Below are 20,967 nucleotides of genomic sequence, written 5' to 3' on the forward strand. Positions count from 1 at the left end.
GCAACACATCCAGGACAGGGAGGGACGCCATGGGCTGGAACAACCCACCTATTCCCTGGTCGGACTTCGAGCGGAACCTCTCCGACACCACACGGCCCGGCGCGCCACCCCTCGGGGCCGACGGCGGCGACAGCCCCGCCTGGTCCCGGAAGCGCCAGCCCTACACCGCTCCCGCAGAGGTCCCTGTTCCCGACGGTCCCGTGGTGCCGTACGCGGAGCTGCATGTCCACTCGAACTTCAGCTTCCTCGACGGCGCATCGAGCCCCGAGCACCTCGCCGAGGAGGCCCAGCGGCTCGGCCTCGCCGGTATGGCCCTCACCGACCATGACGGGCTGTACGGCGCCGTCCACTTCGCCGAAGCCGCTGAGAAGTACCCCGGCTTCTTGACCATGTACGGCACGGAATTGTCCCTTGATCTGTCCAAGCCGCAGAACGGGGAGGCCGATCCCGAGGGGCAGCACCTCGTGATCCTCGCCCGAGGATCTGCCGGCTACCACCGCCTGTCCACCGCCATCACGGAGGCCCAGCTCAACACCGATGCCGAGAAAGGAAAGCCACGCTACGACCTCGAGAGCTTGGCCGGGCACGCTGCCGGCCAGTGGATGGTGCTCACAGGGTGCCGGAAGGGCACTGTCCGCTCGGCACTCGTCGCTGGCGGAGAGTCCGCGGCCGAGGCCGAACTCCGGAAGCTCGTCGACCTGTTCGGCCACGAGTCGGTCGCCGTCGAGCTCATCAACCAGGGCAATCCTCTCGACACCGCCCACAATGATGCCCTGGCCTCCGTCGCGGCCCGCCTGGCGCTCCCCACCGTCGCCACCAACAACGTGCACTACGCCACTCCCAGGCAGCACCGCCTCGCCTCCGCACTGGCCGCGGTCCGGGCCCGGCGGAGCCTCGACCAGATGGATGGCTGGCTTCCTGCCGCCGGTGCCGCCCACCTGCGCAGCGGGGCGGAGATGGCGCGGAGTTTCAGGAACTACCCCGGAGCGGTGGAGCGTACCGTGGACATCGCCGCCGACCTCTCCTTCACGCTCCGCAGCGTCAGGCCCGGCCTGCCGAATATCGACCTGCCGGAGGGCCACACGCAGATGAGCTACCTGCGTGAGCTCGTCTGGCAGGGGGCGGACAAGCTCTATGCGAACCGGGAGGATGTCCGCGAACGGATCGAACGCGAGCTGGAGGTCATCGAGGACAAGAACTTCCCGGGGTATTTCCTGATCGTCCACGACCTCGTGCACTATGCGCGCCGCAACGGCATCCTCTGCCAGGGACGGGGATCGGCGGCAAACTCGGCGGTCTGCTACCTGCTGGAGATCACGGCCGTGGACTCCATCAAGTACCAGCTCCCCTTCGAGCGTTTCCTCTCGAGCATGCGTGACGAGGAACCGGACATCGACGTCGATTTCGACTCGGACCGCCGCGAGGAGGTCATCCAGTACGTCTACCGGAAGTACGGACGCTTCAATGCAGCGCAGGTGGCCAATGTCATCACCTACCGTCCCAAATTCGCCGTTCGGGACATGGCGAAGGCCCTGGGCCACAGCCCGGGCCAGCAGGACGCGTGGTCCAAGCAGATCGAACGGTGGGGAGGTCTCGTCTCGAGCAGCGACCACGACATCCCGGAGTCGGTGGTCAGCCTCGCACAGGAGATCCTGAAGTTCCCGCGCCACATGGGCATCCACTCCGGCGGCATGGTGCTGACCGACCGGCCGGTGGGAGAAGTATGCCCTATCGAGCATGGACGGATGGAGGGCCGGACGGTCCTGCAGTGGGACAAGGACGACTGTGCCTGGATGGGACTGGTGAAGTTCGACCTGCTGGGCCTCGGCATCCTCGCCGCCATCCAGTACAACTTCGACCTCGTGGAGCGGCACTTCGGGGAGAAGTGGGAGCTGCACACCATCCCCAAGGAGGAGCAGGGCGTCTATGACATGCTGTGCTTCGCTGATTCCGTGGGGGTCTTCCAGGTGGAGAGCCGCGCACAGATGGGCATGCTTCCACGCCTGCTGCCGCGCCAGTTCTACGATCTCGTGATCGAGGTGGCCCTTGTACGGCCGGGCCCCATCCAGGGCGGAGCCGTCCACCCGTACATCAAGCGGAAGATGGGCGAGGAGGAGGTCCGGTACATCCACCCCGACCTCAAACCGGTCCTCGAACGGACACTCGGCGTACCGCTCTTCCAGGAACAACTCATGCAGATGGCGATGGTGGTGGGCGGTTGTTCAGGAGCTGATGCGGACCTCCTACGCCGGGCCATGGGCTCCAAGCGGGGTGAGGAGCGGATCGACTCCCTCAAAGCGAAGCTGTACGAGGGCATGGAGTCCAACGGGATCACCGGGGACATCGCGGACACCATCTACAACAAGATCCATGCCTTCGCGAACTTCGGGTTCGCAGAGAGCCATTCGATCAGCTTTGCGCTGCTGGTCTACGTCAGTGCCTGGCTGCGCCTCCACTATCCCGGGGCGTTCCTCGCAGCACTCCTACGTGCCCAGCCCATGGGGTTCTATTCACCGCAGACACTCGTGGCGGACGCCCGGCGACACGGCGCCGTCGTGCTGCGCCCCGACATCCTGCACTCGGGGGTACACGCCGACCTCGAACCGCTCGAGGGGTACGAACCATCGGACGATCCCCGCGGACGGAGCACCGGCATGGACTGCTGCACGGAGGACGAGCAGCCTCCGGTCGGCTATTTCGACCGGGACACACCGTTCGATTCGACGCCACACCGCCGCGACGGCAACTACGCGGTCCGGCTGGGGCTCGTCAGCGTCGAAACACTCGGCCTGAAGCTGGCTGAGAAGATCGTCGCCGAGCGGGAACGCAACGGACCCTACGAGGACATGCCGGACCTCGCACGACGGACAGGGGTCAACGCGGGCCAACTCGAGGCCCTCGCTGCGTCGGGCGCCTTCGACTCGATGGGCCTGAGCCGCCGCGAGGCCCTATGGAACGCGGGGCCCGCCTCCACGGAGCGCGAGGGCCAGATCAAGGGCACGGCCGTCTATATCCAGCCCCCGCTGATGCCGGAACTCTCGGACATCGACAAGGTGGGGTCGGATCTCTGGTCCACCGGCATCACACCGGACGATCACCCCGTGCGTCATGCCAGGAGCCGGTTGACCCGCCGCGGCGCCCTCACCGCCGTCGAGCTGAAGACGGCGGAATCGGGACGGCGCGTCGAGGTGGCGGGAGTCGTCACCCACCGGCAGAGGCCGGCTACGGCGAGTGGCATCACCTTCATGAACCTCGAGGACGAGACGGGACTGGTCAACGTCATTTGCTCCGTGGGCGTCTGGCAGCGCCACCGCCGGGTGGCGCGGGAAGCCAGCAGCGTGATCGTGCGCGGCCTGCTCGAAAGGTCGTCCGAGGGGATCGTCAACATCGTCGCGGACCGCATCGAGGTGCTGCAGCTGAAGGCCACCACCAAGTCGCGCGACTTCCGCTGACGGGTACGGGACCCGCCGGCGGAAGCCGGGACGGACTCCTTACTCGGTGACGCGCGTCGTCTGCTCCGGCAACGTCTCCCAGAAGGAGGTATCGACCGAATCGATCGATCCGTCCGCGATAGCCCTCGTGGTGGCATCGAGCGTGGTCACCGTCTGCTTGATGAGGTAGCCGTTGCTCTTCTGACCGAGCACAGCGGATTCAGCAGTGTTGTCGGACATGCCGCGCATCTCGAAGAGCAGTGTGGAGATGCCGTACTCGACAGCTATCCCGTTGCGGCTGATCGTCTCTGCCGATCCCCCCACATACCGGCCGAGGTGGCCCCAGCCGGTCGAGTCCACAGCGTCGAACACGACAGCGCCGAGACGCTTCGAACCTTCGACCACGGCCGGGTCGGCGTTCGGCGTCGTGGGGTAGAGGATCGAACCCGAGACCAGCTCGCCGTCGCGCTCGCTCTGCGTGCCCTGGTGGTGCAGGTCGATCATGTAGTCGATGTCGTAGGCCCGCATCACGTTCTCATGCAGCGCCTGGGTCTCCGGCTGCATCTTGGCCACGTGATCGCGGTTCAGGTCCGTCCCCGTCGCATTGGCTCGGGTCAGGTTCCTGCCACCGTCGGCGATGTAGCCGTCGAGTGGGAAATCGACGTCGCCCATCGCACCATCGGGATTGAGCATCGGGACGATCAGGATGTTGACTCCACCGAGCACTCCCGTCGTCTTACCGGTGCCGAGGTGCTTGATGAATTCCAGCGCCCCCTCCGTGGTCAGCTGCTCGTTGCCGTGCTGCTGTGTCAGGTAGAGGATCGTCGGGTTATCGGGGTTGGTGATGTATTTCGCGAGGTAGAGGTCGCGGCCCTTGACGGACTGCCCGATCACCTCGAGTTCCATAGCAGGCTGCCGGGCATCCTGCTTCTGGAGTTCGGTGACCATCTCGTCGTAGGTGCGCAGGATCGAGGTGTTGATCGTCTCGTTCCCACCGTAGTTCGGGCCTTCCCCGACGGCGACGGCGGGAGCGGCAACCGTGCCTGATGCCATGAGCGCTGCAAGGGACAGTGCGGCGATAGTCCTGGATGTCTTCATACTCGGTCTCCTCGGGAGGGGGGTGCGGTGCTCACAGTGAACCGCTGACCGTTGCTTCTGTCAACCAACCGATCGGGAATTCCGCCGATGAAAGGGGCCGGAGACGCAAGAAGGGCCCCCGCTGAGCGGGAGCCCTGTACCTGTCGATCACTGTGCGCGAGGGGGGATTTGAACCCCCACACCCTTTCGGATACTGGCACCTGAAGCCAGCGCGTCTGCCGTTCCGCCACTCGCGCAATTTCGAGATTCCAACTCTCTGCGCCATGCGCAGGGGGTTGTGAACAGCAGAAATAAGCATAGCGGAGCGCAACCGCAATTACCTAAACAGGCCTGCGATCGAGCCCACCCGAGGAGAGCCTCCGATGGACGGTGGCCGGTGATCGTTAGGACAAAGCAATCGCCCGGACACCTGCTTGGAGCCCATTGCCAGAGGCTCCCAGTAGTATCGGATGGAACATGCCCGGCTGGACACTGCCGTCAGGAAGACCGGGTGAAGCCCGGCAGCACTCTGCTGCCAGGGCCTGAAACCACAGTGCGACAGGGGGAGGAGGCAGACGATGGGGATTCTCGACAGAGTAGAGCGCGGCCTCGAAAAACTGGTTCGTGGCGCCTTCACCACAAGTTCCCGGTCCCAGGTACAGCCCCTGGAGATCGCGAGTGCCCTCCGCAAGGAACTGGACAACAGGTCACTCGTCCTCGCGCAGGGTCGCACCCTGGCCCCCAATGTCTTCACCGCCCGCTTGTCGGATGCGGACTTCGAGCGTGCCCAGCAGTGGGGATCTGCCCTCGCCGAAGAACTGTGCGACGTCGTCATCGCCCACGTCGACAGCCAGCAGTACACCCTTCAGGGGCCCGTGCGTGTTTCCTTCGAGCACGACCCCGACCTCAAGGCGGGAATCTTCGAGATCGATTCGTCGATCGAGAAGCAGGCGGCCGCGCGTCGCCCCGCCGGGCCGGCAGCCCCGGCAGCACCCCGGCGTCAGCCCACCCGCTACCAACCGGTTCTCGAGATCGATGGCCAGCGCTACTCGATCAATTCCGGTTCGATCGTGCTCGGACGCTCCTCCGAGGCGGACATCCTCGTCGATGACACCGGTGTGTCCCGGAGGCACCTGGAGATCCGCTTGCAGGAAGGCCGGACCTACGCCGTCGACCTGGGCTCCACCAACGGCAGCTACGTCAATGGTCAGCGTGTCAACGGCCAGGCTGAGCTCACGGATGGTTCCACGATCACCATGGGGCGTTCGCGCCTGACGTTCCGCCTCGTGCCGACGCAAGACGGAGGCGGGCGATGAGCGAGGCCGGCGAACTCACCGTCACGCTGCTGCGTTTCGGGTTCCTGATCCTTCTGTGGGTCCTGGTGCTCAGTACTGTCGGAGCCCTGCGCCGTGACCTCGTGGTGGGACGTCGCAACAAGGTGGGTACGCCGACAGCCCGGGAGATCCGCAAGAACCCGAACCTGGTCGAGGAACCGGCTCCTGTCCGGACGCCTGTCCGGAGACTGGTCGTCACGGAGGGGCCCCTCACCGGGACCAGCGTGGAACTCGCAGCGAGTCCCATCCTCCTCGGACGCGCCCAGGAAGCCACGCTCGTCCTCGAGGACGATTACGCGTCCGGGCGCCACGCGCGCCTGTTCCCGCAGGGCAGCCGATGGTTCATCGAGGACCTCGGTTCGACCAATGGAACCTATCTTGCCGGCGCCCAACTGACGCGTGCGCTGCCCGTCGAACCGGGCGTTCCCGTCCGGATCGGTAAGACGGTCATCGAATTGAGGCCGTAGGAGTGCGGCTTGCCCTGAGGTTCGCCGCCCGCTCCCACGTGGGCATGGTGCGCGCGAAGAATGACGACTCCGCCTACGCAGGCCGATATCTCGCCGTCGTGGCCGACGGTATGGGCGGCCATGCGGGCGGTAATGTCGCCTCCGCCTCCACGGTCCTCGACCTCGTTCATCTCGATCACGACCGGCACGACGGCGATGCCGGAACGCACCTCGCCGATGAGATCCAGACAGCGAACTCACTGCTCTCCGAACTGGTGGCCACGAACCCGCAACTCGCGGGCATGGGCACCACCGTGACCGCCATCCTCCTCGAGGACCAGACCCTGCATCTGGCCCACATCGGGGACTCCAGGGCCTATCGCCTCAAGAACGGCGTCTTCGAGCAGATCACCACGGACCATACCTTCGTGCAGCGCCTGGTCGAGGAAGGCCGCCTGAAACCCGAGGACGTGGACGTCCACCCGCACAAGAACGTGCTGATGCGGGTTCTCGGAGACGTGGACGCAAGCCCCGAGCTCGATCTCGACTCCTTCGATGCCGAGCCGGGAGAGCGTTGGCTGCTCTGCTCCGACGGGCTGAACGCCGTCCTCAACGACCGCGTGGTCGAGCAGGTCATGCGTGAGACGAGAGACATCCGCGACTGCGTGAACACGCTCGTCGAACTGACCCTCGCCGGAGGCTCACCGGACAACATCACGATCGGCGTCGTCGAGGTAGCTGAAGCCCGGGACGACGTCACGCCACCGGCGAGCATCCCCCCAGCACGCCAGGCAGCGGGTGAGCGCGATGAACCTGTCGATGGTTCCGCCTCGGCGTCACAGGAAACCGGTTCAACGGCAGAGCTCTCCGGGGCCGCCATCCGCGCGGACGTCATCCGCCAGGATCTGCTGACCAGGCCGCACGTGCTGGTCGGTTCCGCCGCCCTTGCCACCGAGACCGGCCAGATCCCGATCGTCACGCAGCGATCCACCGAACGCCGTGCAGCAATGATGCTGACGCACAGAGCCGGGACCGATGCCACCGAGGATGGCGAGGACGGCGAGGACGAGCAACCGACCCGCACGAGGCGCTGGCTTGTCCCGGCCTTCCTCTCGCTGATGACCCTGATCCTGATGGCGGTCCTGGGACTCGGCTACACCTGGACGCAGACGCGGTACTACGTCGCAGAGGCAGAGAACCGGGTGGCAATCTACACGGGTGTCCCTCAGCGGATCGGTCCCATCGGCCTCAGCGAGGTTTACGAGATGACTGATATTCCCGTGGCGAACCTGCCCGAGTACCAGCGGTCGCAGGTGTCGAACACCCTGCCGGCGGGCAGTCTCGAGGAGGCACAGCGCATCGTCGGGGATCTTCGGGGTGAACTACGGGCCGTCTCCTGTGAGCCTGCCGGGCCGAGTGCGGCACCGACGTCTTCAGCGTCGCCCTCACCATCGACCGCATCCCCGTCCCCGTCCCCGTCGCCGTCCCCGTCGCCGTCCCCGTCAGCGGAACCCACAGCGGCACGCACCGCCGGCGGAAGCCCTACGCCGGAGCCGAGTAGTTCGGCGAGGCCGACGTCCAACGCTTCAACCGGTGCTACTTCGGACGCGGCGCCGTCCCCCGTCGACTGCGGAGGTGCAGCAAATGAGTGATGTCCTGACCGCTCCACGATCCCGTCGCACTGTCGAGTTCTTCCTGCTCCTGCTGGCCCTCGCCGTCGCTGTCTGCGCGAACTACCTCGCGGGCATCGGACGCGAAGAGGCGCTCGGCGACTATTTCTGGTCACAGGCGATCACCCTTAGTGCGATGAGCTTGCTCATCCACCTGATCCTGCGGTTCAGGGCGAAATATGCCGACCCGGTGATTCTTCCCATCGTCGTCGCACTCAACGGGATCGGTCTGGCGATGATCCACCGCCTCGATCTCTCAGCGGCGCAGATCAATCCCGACTTCACTCCGGTGGCGCCCCAACAGGTGCTCTGGACGGCAGTGGCCATCGGTGCGGCCGCGGTCCTCCTGATCCTGCTGCGGGACCATAGGATCCTTCGTCGTTTCACGTACATCTCGCTGATCGTCAGCGCGATCCTCCTCCTGTTGCCCCTGACTCCGCTCGGCCTCGAGATCAACGGAGCCCGAATCTGGATATCGGTGGGCTTCGGCACCTTCCAGCCTGGTGAGATCGCGAAGATCACGCTCGCGGTATTCTTCGCCGGATACCTCTCCACCAACCGCGATCTCATCCTTCTTGCCGGCAAGAAGATAGGTCCGCTCCAGCTCCCTCGTTTCCGGGATCTCGCCCCGATGGGTGCCGCCTGGCTCGTGAGCATCGGGGTCCTCATCTTCCAGCGCGACCTCGGCTCCTCGATCCTCTTCTTCGGACTCTTCATGGTGATGATCTATATCGCCACAAGCCGAGTCAGCTGGGTCCTCATCGGCCTGGCCATGATCGCCGTCGGCGTCTTCGTCGCCCTTGAACTGTTCAGCCATGTGGCGCTCCGCTTCGATTCGTGGATCAATGCCTTCGCCCCCGAGGTCTACGACCGCGCGCCAGGCGGCAGTGCGCAGGTGGTGCAGGGTCTGTTCGGGCTGGCGAACGGCGGCCTGATGGGGACAGGCCTGGGAGCGGGAAGACCCGATCTGGTCACGTATTCCAACAGCGACATGATCATCGCTGCGCTCGGTGAGGAACTCGGACTCATCGGTGTCGTCGCCATCGTGATGCTGTACGTCCTCCTGGTCTCCCGAGGCATCAGGGCAGCCCTCGGCACGAAGGACGGCTTCGGGAAGCTGCTCGCCTGCGGACTGTCCTTCACCATTGCCCTCCAGTGCTTCGTGGTCATCGGCGGGATCACGCGTCTGATCCCTCTCACCGGACTCACCACGCCCTTCATGTCCGCAGGAGGATCATCGCTGCTCGCGAACTGGCTCATCGTGGCGCTGATCCTGCTCATCTCGGAGACGGCCCGTCGGCCGGCTCCCACCACCCCGATGAAGGACTCGTTCCTCGAGCCACTCGGCGTCAACGGAAAGCCCGTCAAGAAGAAGTCCACGAAGGAGGTTTCCCGATGAACCAGGCCATTCGCAGCGCATGGGTCGTAGCCATGGGCATGTTCGCCCTCGTGCTCGGATCGTTGACCTTCGTGCAGTTCTTCCAGGCGGAGGAGCTCACGGAGAACCCGTGGAACAGCCGCCAGTTGTACCAGGAGTTCGGGCGGCAACGAGGAGCCATCCTCGTGGACGGTCGCGCCGTCGCCGAATCCGTCCCGTCGAACGATCAGTTCAATTACCAGCGCGTCTACGAGGAGCCCGAACTGTACGCGCACCTCACGGGCTACTACTCCCTGTCGCTCGGGTCCACACAACTCGAGGATGCTCAATCGGAGATCCTGTCCGGCACGGACAGCTCCTTGTTCTACGACCGCGTGGTGCGGCTGTTCTCCGGCGTCGACGCACAGGGCGCCAACGTCGAACTGACGATCGACCCGGAGATCCAGCAACTCGCCTACGACCTCATCCCGGACGGCCAGCGGGGCTCGATCGTGGTCATGGAACCCTCCACCGGCAACATCCTCGCCATGGTGTCGAAGCCCACCTATGACCCGAACCTGCTCGCGGGTCACGACACGGCCGTTATCGCCGAGAACGCCGCCGCGCTTTCCGAACAGCCCGGACTGTCGATCTACACGAATCCTGCCACCGAGTCGCTCGTGTCACCCGGGTCCGTGTTCAAACTCATCGATGCCGCTGCAGCAGTCGAGTCCGGCCGCTACGACGCCGAATCGGAGATTCCCAATCCACCGGCGCTCGAATTCCCGGGCATCCAGTACACCCTGCCGAACTTCGTGACGGGCGGCTGTGCGAGCAGGACGACGGCGGACCTCGAGTTCGCCCTCGAGCAGTCATGCAACACGGCTTTCGCGAACATCGCACTGGACCTCGGCGAGGCCGCCATCCAGGAGCAGGCCGCGAAGTTCGGCTTCGGCGAGGAATTGGCCATACCCACGCGGGTCATCGCCAGCACGTTCCCGTCGGATCTGACGGAACCAGAGCTGGCACAGTCCGCGGTCGGGCAGTTCGACACCCTGGTGACGCCCCTTCAGATGGCCATGGTTTCCGCAGCCATCGCGAACGACGGCGAGCAGATGAAGCCGCAGCTCATCAAATCCGTCCGCGCCGCCGATCTCGAGCTCATCGAGTCTCCCCAGCCGGAGGTACTCCGGCAGTCCGTCAGCCAGGAGACTGCGAACCAGCTCACCGATTGGATGGTCAACGTGGTGGACAACGGAACGGCGACGGGAGCTCAGGTCCCCGGTGTCGCGGTAGCCGGCAAGACAGGGACCGCCGAGTTCTCCGAAACAGGTGACAACGCGTGGTTCACCGGCTTTGCGCCCGCGGATGACCCGCAGGTAGCCATATCGATCGTGATGGAGAACGTGGACATCCCCACCGGTCAGCAATTGACCTCACCCAGTGCCAAGAGACTCATAGAGGCGGTGTTGAACAGATGAGGCCCACGTCAGGAATCACCCTGGGCGGCAGGTTCGAACTGACCGAGCGCGTCGCCATCGGCGGTATGGGCGAGGTCTGGAAGGCCCGGGACCAGATCCTCGGCCGGGTCGTCGCGATCAAGATCCTCAAGGAGGAGTACTCGGGCGATCCCGCGTTCCTCAACCGCTTCCGGGCCGAAGCGCGCCACACAGCGCTGTTGAACCACGAGGGCATCGCCAACGTCTTCGATTACGGCGAGGAGGGCGGCTCCGCCTACCTCGTCATGGAACTCGTCCCGGGACAACCCCTGTCCGCCGTCATCGAGAAGGAGCAGGTCCTCTCACCGGACCGCACGCTCTCCATCGTGGGGCAGACCGCCACGGCCCTCGCCGTCGCGCACCGTCAGGGCCTCGTGCACCGGGACGTGAAGCCGGGCAACATCCTCGTCATGCCCGACGGCCGGGTCAAGATCACCGACTTCGGTATCGCCCGGCTAGCCGACCAGGTTCCCTTGACGGCCACGGGCCAGGTGATGGGCACCGCGCAGTACCTCGCTCCCGAACAGGCCACCGGCCAGCCGGCCACGGGCTCCTCCGACATCTATGCGCTCGGAGTGATCGGCTACGAGTTGCTGGCCGGGCGGCGTCCGTTCTCGGGCGAGTCCCAGATCGCGATCGCCCTCGCCCAGGTGAACGATGCTCCGCCGCCGCTGCCCGAGTCCATCCCGCGCCCCGTGCGCGCCCTGATCGGATCGATGCTCGCGAAGGATCCGGCCGGCCGGCCGCGCGACGCCGAATCGCTTGCACGCGCCGTAGCGGCCATCCGCTCCGGTGACGTCCGCGCCGCCGAGGCGGCCGTGCCGGGGATGCTGGCCTTCGCTGCCGCCGGTGCGGACGTGCCGACCGCCGCGGTGCCGCGCCAGGACACCCAGGCGACGACGGCGGTCCCCGCACCGACCACGTCGGCCCTGCCCACCGTCGCCGCTCCCGCCGCGGCCGGTGCAGCTGCCGGTATCGCAGCATCACGGGACTGGTCCGAGGAGGATCCCGACGTACCCGAGCCCGCCCCGGCCGACCGTGAGGACGAGGACCGCCGGAGCCCCTGGCTGATCCCGCTCATCGTGCTCCTGCTGCTGGCCCTGGCCGCCATCGCATTTCTGGTCCTCCAGCCACTGCTGACCGGCGACACTTCCGACAACGTACCCGCCGGGACGACCAGTTCTTCCGCGAGCGCTGAGTCGTCGTCGAGCACTCCATCCCGGTCCCCTTCTGCCACCCCGACCACACCGTCGTCGTCACCTGCCCCGAGCACCACCGAGGCGAGCGACGACGTCATCATCTCGCCGAGCGAGTACCTCGGACTGTCCCAGCAGGAAGCCACCCAGCGACTGATCGCCCTTGGTTTCGGCGTCGACGTCGAGCCGCAGTTCGCGGACCAGGAAGCCGGGACGGTGCTTGCCATCAATCCCAGCGGCGCACAGGCACCAGGCACAACCATCACGCTCACCGTGTCCCAGGGCCCGGAGCCGGTCGAGCAGGTCACCGTCCCGGGAGGACTGCAGGGCCGTTCCGCGGCCGACGTCGAGGGGATCCTCGTGGATCTCGGGCTCAGGCCGGTCAACGTCGGTGAAGAGCAGTCCCCGCAGCCCGCCGGGACCGTCCTCCGACTCAATCCGGGGGCGGGAGCCGTACTGCCCGCGGGAACACAGGTCGACTACGTCGTGTCGTCCGGTCCGCCGGAGACCGAGGCCCCGGTGGCCCCGGTGACGCCGACCCCGACGCCGGCGCCGACAGCGACAGCGACCTCCAGCCCATGATCCCTCCGGAGCGCCAATGGCCGGGGAACGGAAGCCGGTGAATACCCAGCGGGTCCTGAACGGACGATACGAGGTACTCGAGCTGATCGGGCGCGGAGGGATGGCCGACGTCCACCTCGGCAAAGACCTGCGGCTCGGGCGCTCGGTCGCGATCAAGCTCCTGCGGCAGGACCTGGCTCGGGATCCGCTGTTCCAGTCGCGCTTCAGGCGGGAGGCACAGGCTGTTGCGGGGCTGAACAACCCGAACATCGTCTCGGTGTACGACACGGGCGAGGAGGAAATCCCCGACCGACCGCAGCACGAGGTCCGTGTCCCCTTCATCGTCATGGAGTACGTAGCCGGCCGAACCCTCCGCGCCCATGTCAAGGCCGGTGACCTGACGCCCAAGGACAGCGTCACCTACCTTGCGGGTGTCCTCGACGCGCTGGAGTACAGCCACAGGGCCGGCATCGTCCACAGGGACATCAAGCCGGCCAACGTGATGATCACGCTCGACGGCGCCGTCAAGGTGATGGACTTCGGCATAGCCCGCGCGATGGCCGATTCGCAGGCCACCATGACGCAGACGCAGGCCGTCCTCGGCACGGCGCAGTACCTCTCGCCCGAGCAAGCACGGGGTGAGAAGGTCGATGCACGCAGCGACCTGTACTCCGCCGGGTGTCTGCTGTTCGAACTGCTCACCGGCCGGCCACCGTTCGTCGGGGACAGCCCGGTATCCGTGGCCTACCAGCACGTCCGGGAGGAACCTCCGACGGCGAGCAGTCTCAATACCGATGTGACGCCCGCCTTGGATTCCGTGCTGGCCAGGGCCCTTGAGAAAGACCGCGAGGACCGCTTCCAGGATGCAGCGGGCTTCCGCAAGGCACTGCTGGACGCCGGCCGAGGCATCATCCTGCCCGGCGCCGTCGTAGCACCGACGGAAGCGATAAATATCACTGCCCCGCAGACGCGTGCGCAAGGAGTCGGCGCGGCGACGCTTGCCGGGTCCGCCGCAGCCGCATTGTCGGGTCCCCACACGCGCGCCATGGATCGGGTCTCCGCCGAACGTGCGATGACGGACGGCCGCCTCCAGGCCTCCGATCGGATCGAAGAGGATGACCGGTCCGACGTCCTGCGTTCGGGGGGTGCGGGGCAGCAACCGGACCGGAGGCGGAATTCCGCCCGTACTGCCTGGATCACCGTCTTCTTCGTGGCGGTTCTCCTGGTCCTTGCTGCCGGCTACTTCGTGCTCAGCACCCTGCTGGGCAATCAGGACCAGCCTGAAGTGACGACCGTCGTCGTTCCCGAACTCGTCGGGATGACGGAGGCGGACGCAACCGATGCCATCGTCGATGTTGGACTCATCCCCTCTACCGACGAGGAGTACAACGCAACGGTGGATGCCGGCAGTGTCATCTCGTCGGATCCGTCCGCGGGTGCCTCCGTGGAGCCGGAATCGCGCGTCAACATCACCGTCTCGCAGGGCCCCGCCAACGTGCTGCTGCCCGACTCGCTCGCCGGTCTCACCGAATCCTCGGCTCGTGACCAACTCGAGGAACTCGGTCTGCGGGGTGGCGCCATCACGGAGGAGACCAGCGCCGAGGTTCCCGACGGCAGGGTCATCACCACCAACCCCCAGGCCGGCCAGACTGTGCCGGTCGGCAGTTCCGTCGATCTGGTGCTGTCCAACGGCAAGGTCACCGTGCCCCTGCTCACCGATCTGACCGTCCAGCAGGCCGAGGCACTCCTGGCGGACCCCGCGGTGCAATTGCCCTTCACCGTTCGCGAGGTGGAGAACAGCGTCGTCGCCCCGGGCATCATCACGGCACAATCCGCGCAGGCTCGATCCGAGGTCGATCAGGGTACGCAGATCGTCCTGACCGTCGCGAAGGCACCTGCCCCCGAACCTGTGGAGCCGGCCGAGCCCACGCAGTCCCCAGAACCCACACAGGCCCCGTCGGAGGAACCGGGTAACCGGCCGACCGAAGGCACGGGTGACGGATCCAACACCCGTCCCACCGAGGACGGTAACTAGGCGACGACCAGCAGGTCAGCTCGTCGACGGGCCTGGTCCTTCCCTTCGGGCGGTACCTAGCGCGCGATGAGCGGACTGAGGCCCGCGGCCCTGGTTGCCGCACCCTCGAGACCGAGGGATTCGAGCCAGGTACCCAGCATCTGGTAGCCGCCCTCCGTGAGGACGGACTCGGGATGGAACTGTACGCCGCAGAGGGGTGCCGTCCTGTGCTCGAGGCCCATGATGATGCCGCTGGCGGTGCGGGCCGTGACGGTGAGCTCTGCCGGTACGCTGTCGCTGACGGCTGCGAGAGAGTGGTACCGCGTCGCGGTAACCGGTGACGGAAGTCCCGCGAAAACACTCGTCCCGTCGTGTTCGACGAGCGACGTCTTGCCGTGCATGAGTTCAGGTGCGTGCGTGACCGTTCCCCCGTATGCCTCGGCGAGCGCCTGATGACCCAGGCAGACCCCGAGCATGGGCTTGGCCTGCTCACCGCACCAACGGATCAGATCGACACAGACACCGGCGTCGGCCGGTGTTCCCGGACCTGGAGAGATGAGGACACCGTTCCGCGATGCCGCCATGTCCTGCGCTTCCGCTAGCGTGACGTCGTCGTTCCGGACCACGGTGGTCTCGGCGCCGAGTTCCTGCAGGTAGCCGACCAGGGTGTAGACGAAACTGTCGTAGTTGTCGACGACGAGGATTCGGGTGGTGTGAGCCATGAGTTACGGGGAACCAATCGTTGAATCTGTGAGCGGGCTGAACTGGGATATCCAGGGAAACACGAAGACCAGGAGTACCGCGACGGCTGCCAGCACCAGGACCACGGACAGGACGATGCGCATCCACAGGGGACCGGGAAGAGCGCGGAAAATCGATCCGTACATCGTGTCTATGCCTGTCCTGCAGCGCGGGCGACCTGCTCCGCGATCTCCGGCGGCGGCCCGGCATCCAAGGGACGCCAGGACTCCATCACCGAGTACGCAATAATACGCTCCTGGGCGCCGAAGCGAGGATTGCAGCTGGTCAGCGTGAGAATGCGGTCCAGGGGTTCAGCAGCGGGATCCGTGGGGACGGGAGCGATGACATCCACACGATCCGGCAGCACGATCTCCGTGTTGCGGAAGACATAGGTGTAGTAGCCGTCGCGCGTCTGGAGGTAGATGCGGTCACCGGGAACCAGGGTATGAATCTGGTCGAGCACCTGGCCGTGCGTCTGCCGGTGGCCTGCCAGCGCTATATTCCCTACCGCCCCGGGTGCAGCGGTGCCGGGGTAGTGGCCGAGTCCGAGGTTGTCCAGCACATCGGTTCCTACGCCGGCCGTGATGGGCCGTGAATAGTTCTCGCCGAAGCGGGGGACGTACACCACTCCGAAGGTACCGGTGAGTGCACTCTGCGCAAGGACTGCCGGTTCCCCGAAGTCCTCGACGGCAGGTGCGTCTTCACCGCCGTCGGTCGAGGGCGCTGGAGGCTCAGGTGCAAGGGTCACATCCGAGAAAAACTGCTCCAGCGCCTGATCCTGCTTGATCCCCGAGTCGATGTTCGTCCACCAGAGCTCCCAACCCACGAACAGCAGCAGGACGATTCCGACGGTGATGAGCAGTTCACCCAGAATCTGCGCGACCATCTGGAAGGGCGTCCGACGACGGCGCGTGGGCCTGGTGCGTTGAGGTCGGCTTTCGACGGCGGCGTCGAGCGTTGATCTGGCCACTGCCACTCCTGAGCTCGGGATGCACCGGTATCCTGCGGTTCTTGGCTAGAATCGTGCAAGAACCGGACCGCCGGGTGTCGATTCTCCTTCAGGATAACCTGCAGGTCGGGACACTTCTGAGCGGCCAGCAAGAACATCGGTGCAGCTGACCAGCAGCTGCACCCCGTCGAGGAGAAGCCGTGCCCGAGTCCAAGCCCCGCAAGAGAGCCAGCTCCGCTGCGCCCGCCGCGAAATCCTCACAGCCCAAGCCGAATCCCGCCTGGTACAAGTACGTCATGTTCGGTCTGATGATCGTCGGCCTGCTGTGGATCATCACGTTCTACATCTCGATGTCCACCCTGCCCGTTGCAGCCTGGGGTTCGTGGAACATCCTCGCGGGCTTCGGCATCGCGATCATCGGCTTCCTGATGACGACGCGGTGGCGTTAGCCGATCTCACCCTGCCTCTGTACACACCATGTGCATGAAGTTATCCACAGGTGTGCACAGGATTGTTGATCGTTCACCAAATTCCGCGAAACTCCGGGCCCTGCTTATCCACAGGTGTGGAATTACATGTGTGTAAGTTATCCCCCGTGTGGATAAAGGGTGTGGACAAGTGAGGGAGGGGTCGGTGTTCGCACACCGACCCCTCCCTCACCTGATACCTCACACAGGGAGAAGCGAGACCCCGACGAACGTCAGCACACCCAACAGCAAGACGACCACCGCGAGCCCGGCCCACTGGAGCCGCGCTTGGCGCGAGCCTTTCGGAGCGTAGGCGACGACGGCGGCACAAGCGGCGCCTGCGAGAAGCCCACCGAGATGCGCCTGCCAGGCGATGCCCTGGACGACGAAACCGAGGACGGCGTTGATGGCGATCAGAACGACGATCTGGCGGACATCGCCCCCACGCTTGCGCTGGATGATGAACAGGGCCCCGAACAGTCCGAACACGGCCCCCGATGCACCGACGACCGACTGCTGGAAATTACTCAGGAGCAAGACCCCGACGGAGCCGGCGATCGCCGAGATGAGGTAGAGCGCCAGGAACCTCGCCCTGCCCATGGCGGGTTCGAGGACCTTGCCCAGGATGTACAGCGCGTACATGTTGAACGCCACATGAAGGAACGAGCTCGGCGAGTGGAGGAAAGCCGCCGTGAGCATCCGCCAGGGCTCCGCCGGAATCACTCCGCCCGCGCCCGCCGTATAGATGGGGGCATAGGAGAAAGCCCTGGTGAGTCCCGGCACCACGAGTTGCAGCAGGAACACCACCACGCACACGCCGATGAGGGTGTATGTGACAACGGGGGCCCCCCCGCGCGCGACGCCACCGAAAGCCGTCTTGCGGACCGGTGCGCGGGCAGCCTGTTCACGCACGCAGTCGACGCATTGAAAACCGACGGCTGCGGGCCGCTGGCACTCCGCGCACGCCGGACGGCCGCACCTCTGGCACCTCACATAGCTGATGCGATCAGGGTGCCGGGGGCAGACGGGCGCCTGCTGGCTTTCGGCGTCAGGCGCGGGGAGACCATAGGACATGCGGTTAGAGCTGTTCCACGGTGATGCTCACGATGACGACGTCGTCCGAGGGCTTGTCCCTCCTGTCGGTGGGAATCGAGTTCAGCTTGTCCACGACCTTGCGGGACTCCTCGTCCGTGACATCGCCGAAGATCGTGTGCTTGCCCTGAAGCCAGGTCGTAGGCACCGACGTGATGAAGAACTGCGAACCGTTGGTTCCCCGGCCGCCCTGAAGACCGGCGTTCGCCATGGCCAGCTTGTAGGGCTCGGCGAATGTCAGGTCGGGGTTGATCTCGTCGTCGAACTTATAACCGGGTCCGCCGATGCCCTGGCCCAGGGGATCTCCGCCCTGGATCATGAAGTCCTTGATGATCCGGTGGAAGATGGTGCCGCTGTACAGGGGGGCGTTGCTCTCCTCACCGGTCTGCGGGTGGGTCCAGGCGATCTCGCCGGTGGCGAGGCCGATGAAGTTCTTGACCGTCTTCGGAGCGTGGTTCCCGAAGAGATTCACCTCGATGTCGCCCTGGTTGGTATGGATGGTCGCTTTTGCTGTCGGTATAGCAGTCATAGCGCTATTCTTTCATGCGGGTCCTGACAATAAAGGTGACCGGTCTTATTCCGCGCAGAGTGGAACGGGTCGCCGACCTAGCACCCTCAGGTGGCATGGATGGCACCCCCTGCCCATGCGAAGTAGGCTGGTGAAAACGATCAGCCACCCCTGGAGGTTTTTGTGAAGAAGAACGCACGCGCCACCCGCGAACTCGAGGAAGGCTTCGCTGCCGGACTTGCCGCTGGCCTGGCGACGAATGTCACCGCAGCACAGACCTGGGCGACACCACACGTGGCCACGGCCTACGGCTGGGCCAAGCCCCGTTGGGAGAAGGGCATCGAAACGGCCGGTCCGGCCCTTCAGGACACCGTCCGTAAGGTGACCGAGGGCATCTCCGGAGGCATCTCCGTGGTGACCCCCAGGATCCAGGACAGCATCGACAGGGTGGGTCCGGCCATCTCCCAGCTCATCGACGAGACGACCCCCAGGATCCAGGGGACGCTGGACAAGGCCTCGCCCGCGTTGAACTCGGCCAAGGGCAAGGTTGTCGACGACTATCTGCCCGCGCTCTCCGCGAAGCTCGGAGAAGCCGCTGACAGCGCCTCCCGATCACTCGCTGCAGCGACCCTTCCCCCCGTCGTCGAGAAGGCCGTCATCAAGGCGACTGGTGACAAGAATGCCGTGAAGAATGCCCAGAAGCGCCTCGCCGCTGCAGCAATGCAGGCGTCCAAGGACCTGAAGAGGAGCCAGGCCCGCAAGTCCGGTCAGGGCTGGCTGATCTTCGGTATCATCGCGGCCGGCATCATCGCCGGTGTAGCTGCATGGCGGGCCTCGAAGCCTGTCGAGGATCCTTGGAAGACCCCGGCTCCTATCAAGGCAACCCCCGCCCCCGTGTCGAGCCAGAAGTCGCAGGAAGCAAAGGAGGTCGTCGCCGGCATGAAGGAGGCAGCCGACCGCGCCGCAGCCTTGTCCAGCGATGCGTCGGACGTCAGCAAGAACGCCGACAGCAAGAACAAGGCCGCCGACGCGGCCCAGACCGTTGCCGACAAGGCGAAGGATGTCACCGATTCGGCCAAGCACTCGGCCAATTCGCCGGACGAGCCCAAGGCCTGAGACCGTACGGTCGGACGGAGAAGCCCCCCGGCTGAGCCGGGGGGCTTTTTCGTGGCGGATATAAATATGCACCTGACGGAATGTTCGATCGTGCGAAGAGTCAGTCTCCGCCGGGGGTCGGCGGAGGATCCGATGCTGCTGCCATCTTCGGGGATTGGCGCTGTCCGTTCCTCCGTTGCTGACCACGGATGACTATCGCGAGCCCAACAAGGATCAACACCAGCCCGCCGTAGGTTCCTGTCGGTAGTTTCTCATCGAGGAATATAGCTGCGAGGACCGCCGCACCCGGAATTTCCAACAGGATGATCATGGAGACAACGAGCGGACTCATCACGGCGAGAAGATGATTGAAGACCGAGTGTCCCATGATCTGCGCCATGAGTGTCACGGCGAGGATGCCCGCCCAGGCAGCCGGGGTGAAGCCGACGACTGGTTGTGCGGTAGCGGCGCACAGGATCAGCAGGATCACCGCACAGGCTCCGTAGCAAAGGGTCGTATAGGTTCCCGTTGACATCGTCCGTCGCGCTGCTGCACCGGCCATCTGGTAAATACCTGCCAGCGCCCCGCCGAGAAGGGCCAGGAGGTCCCCCAGCACTGCGTCCCGGGACAGTGACAGGTCGAATCCGGTAATGATCACGACCCCCACGAACGCAACACCCAAGCCCCCCACCACTGCACTGTGCGGACGGGATCCGAGCAGCGCGTTGAACAGTGCGATCCATGCCACCTGGAGACAGACGAGCGCGGTAGCCGCAGCGACGGACGTCAGTTTGAGTGCGGTGATGAAGCAGACGAAGTGGAGCGCAAGCGAAACCGCAGCGATCGCGAGCCGCCGATAGTCCGACCACCGCAGCGACGCGAACTCGGCCCGCTTCGACACCGCCGCAGGCCCTCCCATGAGGATCGCCCCGAGCAGATTTCGCCAGAAAGCGATTGCGAGGACCGGAGCTGCCGTTGCTGCCATGATCGGCCCGGATGCGGACACACCGATCACGCCCAGGACAGAGAGGAAGATGATCACCCGGCAACACTATGGCACTGCTCGGACGAGTGTGCGGCGGGCTGCCAACGCAGAAGGCCCCGGTCCATGACCGGGGCCTTCTCTTCGGTGGAGGCACGGGGACTCGAACCCCGAACCCCCTGCTTGCAAAGCAGGTGCGCTACCAATTGCGCCATGCCCCCGAATCGGACTGCATTCACCGTGAAGGTGCACACTGTCCGTTGCTTACGCTACGTCGTCCGTCGCACTGCTCCAGACGTTCTTGCTCTTCTCTGAATCCTGCCACCGCTTGTAGGCCAGAACACCGGCCGCAGCCGCTACTGCAATGAGCAACTTCTTCACGACAGTCTCCTAGCAGTTACCTGCGAGTGGTGGATCCGTGGGCGTACCAGGACTTGAACCTGGGACCTCTTCGTTATCAGCGAAGCGCTCTAACCGCCTGAGCTATACGCCCCGATACCTCTTCGGGCCGAGATACGACTTTACAGTAGTGTCTCGGGAATCTTCAA

At 65.3% G+C, this 20,967-nt stretch carries 18 protein-coding genes and 3 tRNA genes; 10 read left to right on the top strand and 11 right to left on the bottom strand.

Going from position 1 to position 20,967, the window contains the following annotated elements:
• Window positions 1–29 precede the first annotated feature (29 nt).
• Window positions 30–3,452: an error-prone DNA polymerase gene (locus D6T63_RS09940; RefSeq protein ID WP_120148868.1), complete on the top strand. Its 3,423-nt coding sequence runs from the start codon at window positions 30–32 to the stop codon at window positions 3,450–3,452.
• A gap of 39 nt (window positions 3,453–3,491) precedes the next feature.
• Here the strand turns inward: D6T63_RS09940 and D6T63_RS09945 are convergent, their stop codons facing one another.
• Window positions 3,492–4,529: a M14 family zinc carboxypeptidase gene (locus D6T63_RS09945; RefSeq protein ID WP_120148869.1), complete on the bottom strand. Its 1,038-nt coding sequence runs from the start codon at window positions 4,527–4,529 to the stop codon at window positions 3,492–3,494.
• A 153-nt stretch (window positions 4,530–4,682) separates the two neighbouring features.
• Window positions 4,683–4,765 (bottom strand) — tRNA-Leu (locus tag D6T63_RS09950).
• Window positions 4,766–5,086: 321 nt separating this feature from the next.
• On the opposite strand from D6T63_RS09950, the gene D6T63_RS09955 reads away from it, so the two are divergent.
• Genes D6T63_RS09955 through pknB form a run of 7 tightly spaced genes read left to right on the top strand, consistent with a single transcriptional unit; the run spans window position 5,087 to window position 14,606 of the window.
• The gene (locus D6T63_RS09955) at window positions 5,087–5,824 is read left to right on the top strand and encodes an FhaA domain-containing protein (protein WP_120148870.1); all 738 of its coding nucleotides are present in this window, start codon (window positions 5,087–5,089) and stop codon (window positions 5,822–5,824) included.
• Window positions 5,821–6,309: an FHA domain-containing protein FhaB/FipA gene (locus D6T63_RS09960; protein ID WP_120148871.1), complete on the top strand. Its 489-nt coding sequence runs from the start codon at window positions 5,821–5,823 to the stop codon at window positions 6,307–6,309. Before D6T63_RS09955 ends, D6T63_RS09960 begins: the two co-directional genes overlap by 4 nt.
• 44 nt (window positions 6,310–6,353) lie before the next feature.
• Window positions 6,354–7,940 carry a PP2C family protein-serine/threonine phosphatase gene (locus tag D6T63_RS09965; RefSeq protein ID WP_120148957.1) on the top strand — a complete coding sequence of 529 codons (1,587 nt, stop codon included), beginning with the start codon at window positions 6,354–6,356 and terminating at the stop codon, window positions 7,938–7,940.
• Entirely contained in the window at window positions 7,933–9,357 is a 1,425-nt protein-coding gene (locus D6T63_RS09970; RefSeq protein WP_120148872.1) for an FtsW/RodA/SpoVE family cell cycle protein, read from the top strand. The genes D6T63_RS09965 and D6T63_RS09970 overlap by 8 nt, the downstream gene beginning before the upstream one ends.
• Complete coding sequence (locus D6T63_RS09975; RefSeq protein WP_120148873.1) at window positions 9,354–10,796, top strand: peptidoglycan D,D-transpeptidase FtsI family protein; 1,443 nt, start codon at window positions 9,354–9,356, stop codon at window positions 10,794–10,796. Before D6T63_RS09970 ends, D6T63_RS09975 begins: the two co-directional genes overlap by 4 nt.
• Entirely contained in the window at window positions 10,793–12,592 is a 1,800-nt protein-coding gene (locus D6T63_RS09980) for a protein kinase domain-containing protein (RefSeq protein WP_120148874.1), read from the top strand. The genes D6T63_RS09975 and D6T63_RS09980 overlap by 4 nt, the downstream gene beginning before the upstream one ends.
• Window positions 12,593–12,629: 37 nt before the next feature.
• Window positions 12,630–14,606: a Stk1 family PASTA domain-containing Ser/Thr kinase gene (gene pknB / locus D6T63_RS09985; protein ID WP_120148958.1), complete on the top strand. Its 1,977-nt coding sequence runs from the start codon at window positions 12,630–12,632 to the stop codon at window positions 14,604–14,606.
• 56 nt (window positions 14,607–14,662) lie between these two features.
• On the opposite strand, the gene D6T63_RS09990 is transcribed toward pknB, so the two are convergent.
• The 3 genes from D6T63_RS09990 to D6T63_RS09995 are packed head-to-tail and all read right to left on the bottom strand — an operon-like array spanning window position 14,663 to window position 16,212.
• On the bottom strand, window positions 14,663–15,307 hold the full coding sequence (locus D6T63_RS09990; RefSeq protein WP_120148875.1) for an aminodeoxychorismate/anthranilate synthase component II: 645 nt from the start codon (window positions 15,305–15,307) through the stop codon (window positions 14,663–14,665).
• Between the two features lie 3 nt (window positions 15,308–15,310).
• A complete protein-coding gene (locus D6T63_RS19225; protein WP_182976946.1) occupies window positions 15,311–15,472 on the bottom strand; it encodes a hypothetical protein in 162 nt (53 codons plus the stop codon).
• A 5-nt stretch (window positions 15,473–15,477) separates the two neighbouring features.
• Window positions 15,478–16,212 (bottom strand): class E sortase, encoded by a 735-nt coding sequence (locus D6T63_RS09995; protein WP_120148876.1) that lies wholly within the window; start codon window positions 16,210–16,212, stop codon window positions 15,478–15,480.
• Window positions 16,213–16,475: 263 nt separating this feature from the next.
• On the opposite strand from D6T63_RS09995, the gene D6T63_RS10000 reads away from it, so the two are divergent.
• Window positions 16,476–16,724, top strand: a complete 249-nt coding sequence (locus D6T63_RS10000; protein ID WP_120148877.1) for a cell division protein CrgA — start codon at window positions 16,476–16,478, stop codon at window positions 16,722–16,724.
• Between the two features lie 219 nt (window positions 16,725–16,943).
• Here D6T63_RS10000 and D6T63_RS10005 read toward each other — a convergent pair whose 3' ends face one another.
• Together D6T63_RS10005 and D6T63_RS10010 are read right to left on the bottom strand one after the other, a co-directional pair.
• The gene (locus tag D6T63_RS10005; RefSeq protein ID WP_120148878.1) at window positions 16,944–17,816 is read right to left on the bottom strand and encodes a rhomboid family intramembrane serine protease; all 873 of its coding nucleotides are present in this window, start codon (window positions 17,814–17,816) and stop codon (window positions 16,944–16,946) included.
• Between the two features lie 4 nt (window positions 17,817–17,820).
• Window positions 17,821–18,363 (bottom strand): peptidylprolyl isomerase, encoded by a 543-nt coding sequence (locus D6T63_RS10010; protein ID WP_120148879.1) that lies wholly within the window; start codon window positions 18,361–18,363, stop codon window positions 17,821–17,823.
• Window positions 18,364–18,525: 162 nt separating this feature from the next.
• Between D6T63_RS10010 and D6T63_RS10015 the strand changes: the two genes are divergently transcribed.
• Entirely contained in the window at window positions 18,526–19,458 is a 933-nt protein-coding gene (locus D6T63_RS10015; RefSeq protein WP_120148880.1) for a hypothetical protein, read from the top strand.
• A 100-nt stretch (window positions 19,459–19,558) separates the two neighbouring features.
• Here D6T63_RS10015 and D6T63_RS10020 read toward each other — a convergent pair whose 3' ends face one another.
• The 4 genes from D6T63_RS10020 to D6T63_RS10030 all read right to left on the bottom strand — a co-directional run bounded on the left by D6T63_RS10020 (window position 19,559) and on the right by D6T63_RS10030 (window position 20,912).
• The gene (locus tag D6T63_RS10020; RefSeq protein ID WP_120148881.1) at window positions 19,559–20,479 is read right to left on the bottom strand and encodes a DMT family transporter; all 921 of its coding nucleotides are present in this window, start codon (window positions 20,477–20,479) and stop codon (window positions 19,559–19,561) included.
• 88 nt (window positions 20,480–20,567) lie between these two features.
• Window positions 20,568–20,640: transfer RNA gene (locus D6T63_RS10025), tRNA-Ala, on the bottom strand.
• Between the two features lie 43 nt (window positions 20,641–20,683).
• Window positions 20,684–20,800, bottom strand: coding sequence for a DLW-39 family protein (locus D6T63_RS19530; RefSeq protein ID WP_220725914.1), 117 nt, complete (start codon window positions 20,798–20,800; stop codon window positions 20,684–20,686).
• A 38-nt stretch (window positions 20,801–20,838) separates the two neighbouring features.
• A tRNA-Ile gene (locus D6T63_RS10030) sits at window positions 20,839–20,912 on the bottom strand.
• Window positions 20,913–20,967: the final 55 nt, after the last annotated feature.

Origin of the sequence: Arthrobacter cheniae (genome assembly GCF_003602275.1) — a bacterium.
In the GTDB taxonomy this organism is placed as follows: domain Bacteria; phylum Actinomycetota; class Actinomycetes; order Actinomycetales; family Micrococcaceae; genus Arthrobacter_D; species Arthrobacter_D cheniae.

What these genes read in the sequence shown, in the direction of transcription:
- D6T63_RS10010 (WP_120148879.1), bottom strand. Translation starts at nt 18,363, where the DNA reads ATGACTGCTATACCGACAGCAAAAGCGACCATCCATACCAACCAGGGC.
- D6T63_RS10005 (WP_120148878.1), bottom strand. Translation starts at nt 17,816, where the DNA reads ATGTCCTATGGTCTCCCCGCGCCTGACGCCGAAAGCCAGCAGGCGCCC.
- D6T63_RS09940 (WP_120148868.1), top strand. Translation starts at nt 30, where the DNA reads ATGGGCTGGAACAACCCACCTATTCCCTGGTCGGACTTCGAGCGGAAC.
- D6T63_RS19225 (WP_182976946.1), bottom strand. Translation starts at nt 15,472, where the DNA reads ATGTACGGATCGATTTTCCGCGCTCTTCCCGGTCCCCTGTGGATGCGC.
- D6T63_RS09970 (WP_120148872.1), top strand. Translation starts at nt 7,933, where the DNA reads ATGAGTGATGTCCTGACCGCTCCACGATCCCGTCGCACTGTCGAGTTC.
- D6T63_RS09960 (WP_120148871.1), top strand. Translation starts at nt 5,821, where the DNA reads ATGAGCGAGGCCGGCGAACTCACCGTCACGCTGCTGCGTTTCGGGTTC.
- D6T63_RS09995 (WP_120148876.1), bottom strand. Translation starts at nt 16,212, where the DNA reads ATGGTCGCGCAGATTCTGGGTGAACTGCTCATCACCGTCGGAATCGTC.
- D6T63_RS09965 (WP_120148957.1), top strand. Translation starts at nt 6,354, where the DNA reads ATGGTGCGCGCGAAGAATGACGACTCCGCCTACGCAGGCCGATATCTC.
- D6T63_RS09955 (WP_120148870.1), top strand. Translation starts at nt 5,087, where the DNA reads ATGGGGATTCTCGACAGAGTAGAGCGCGGCCTCGAAAAACTGGTTCGT.
- D6T63_RS09945 (WP_120148869.1), bottom strand. Translation starts at nt 4,529, where the DNA reads ATGAAGACATCCAGGACTATCGCCGCACTGTCCCTTGCAGCGCTCATG.
- D6T63_RS09980 (WP_120148874.1), top strand. Translation starts at nt 10,793, where the DNA reads ATGAGGCCCACGTCAGGAATCACCCTGGGCGGCAGGTTCGAACTGACC.
- D6T63_RS09975 (WP_120148873.1), top strand. Translation starts at nt 9,354, where the DNA reads ATGAACCAGGCCATTCGCAGCGCATGGGTCGTAGCCATGGGCATGTTC.
- D6T63_RS09990 (WP_120148875.1), bottom strand. Translation starts at nt 15,307, where the DNA reads ATGGCTCACACCACCCGAATCCTCGTCGTCGACAACTACGACAGTTTC.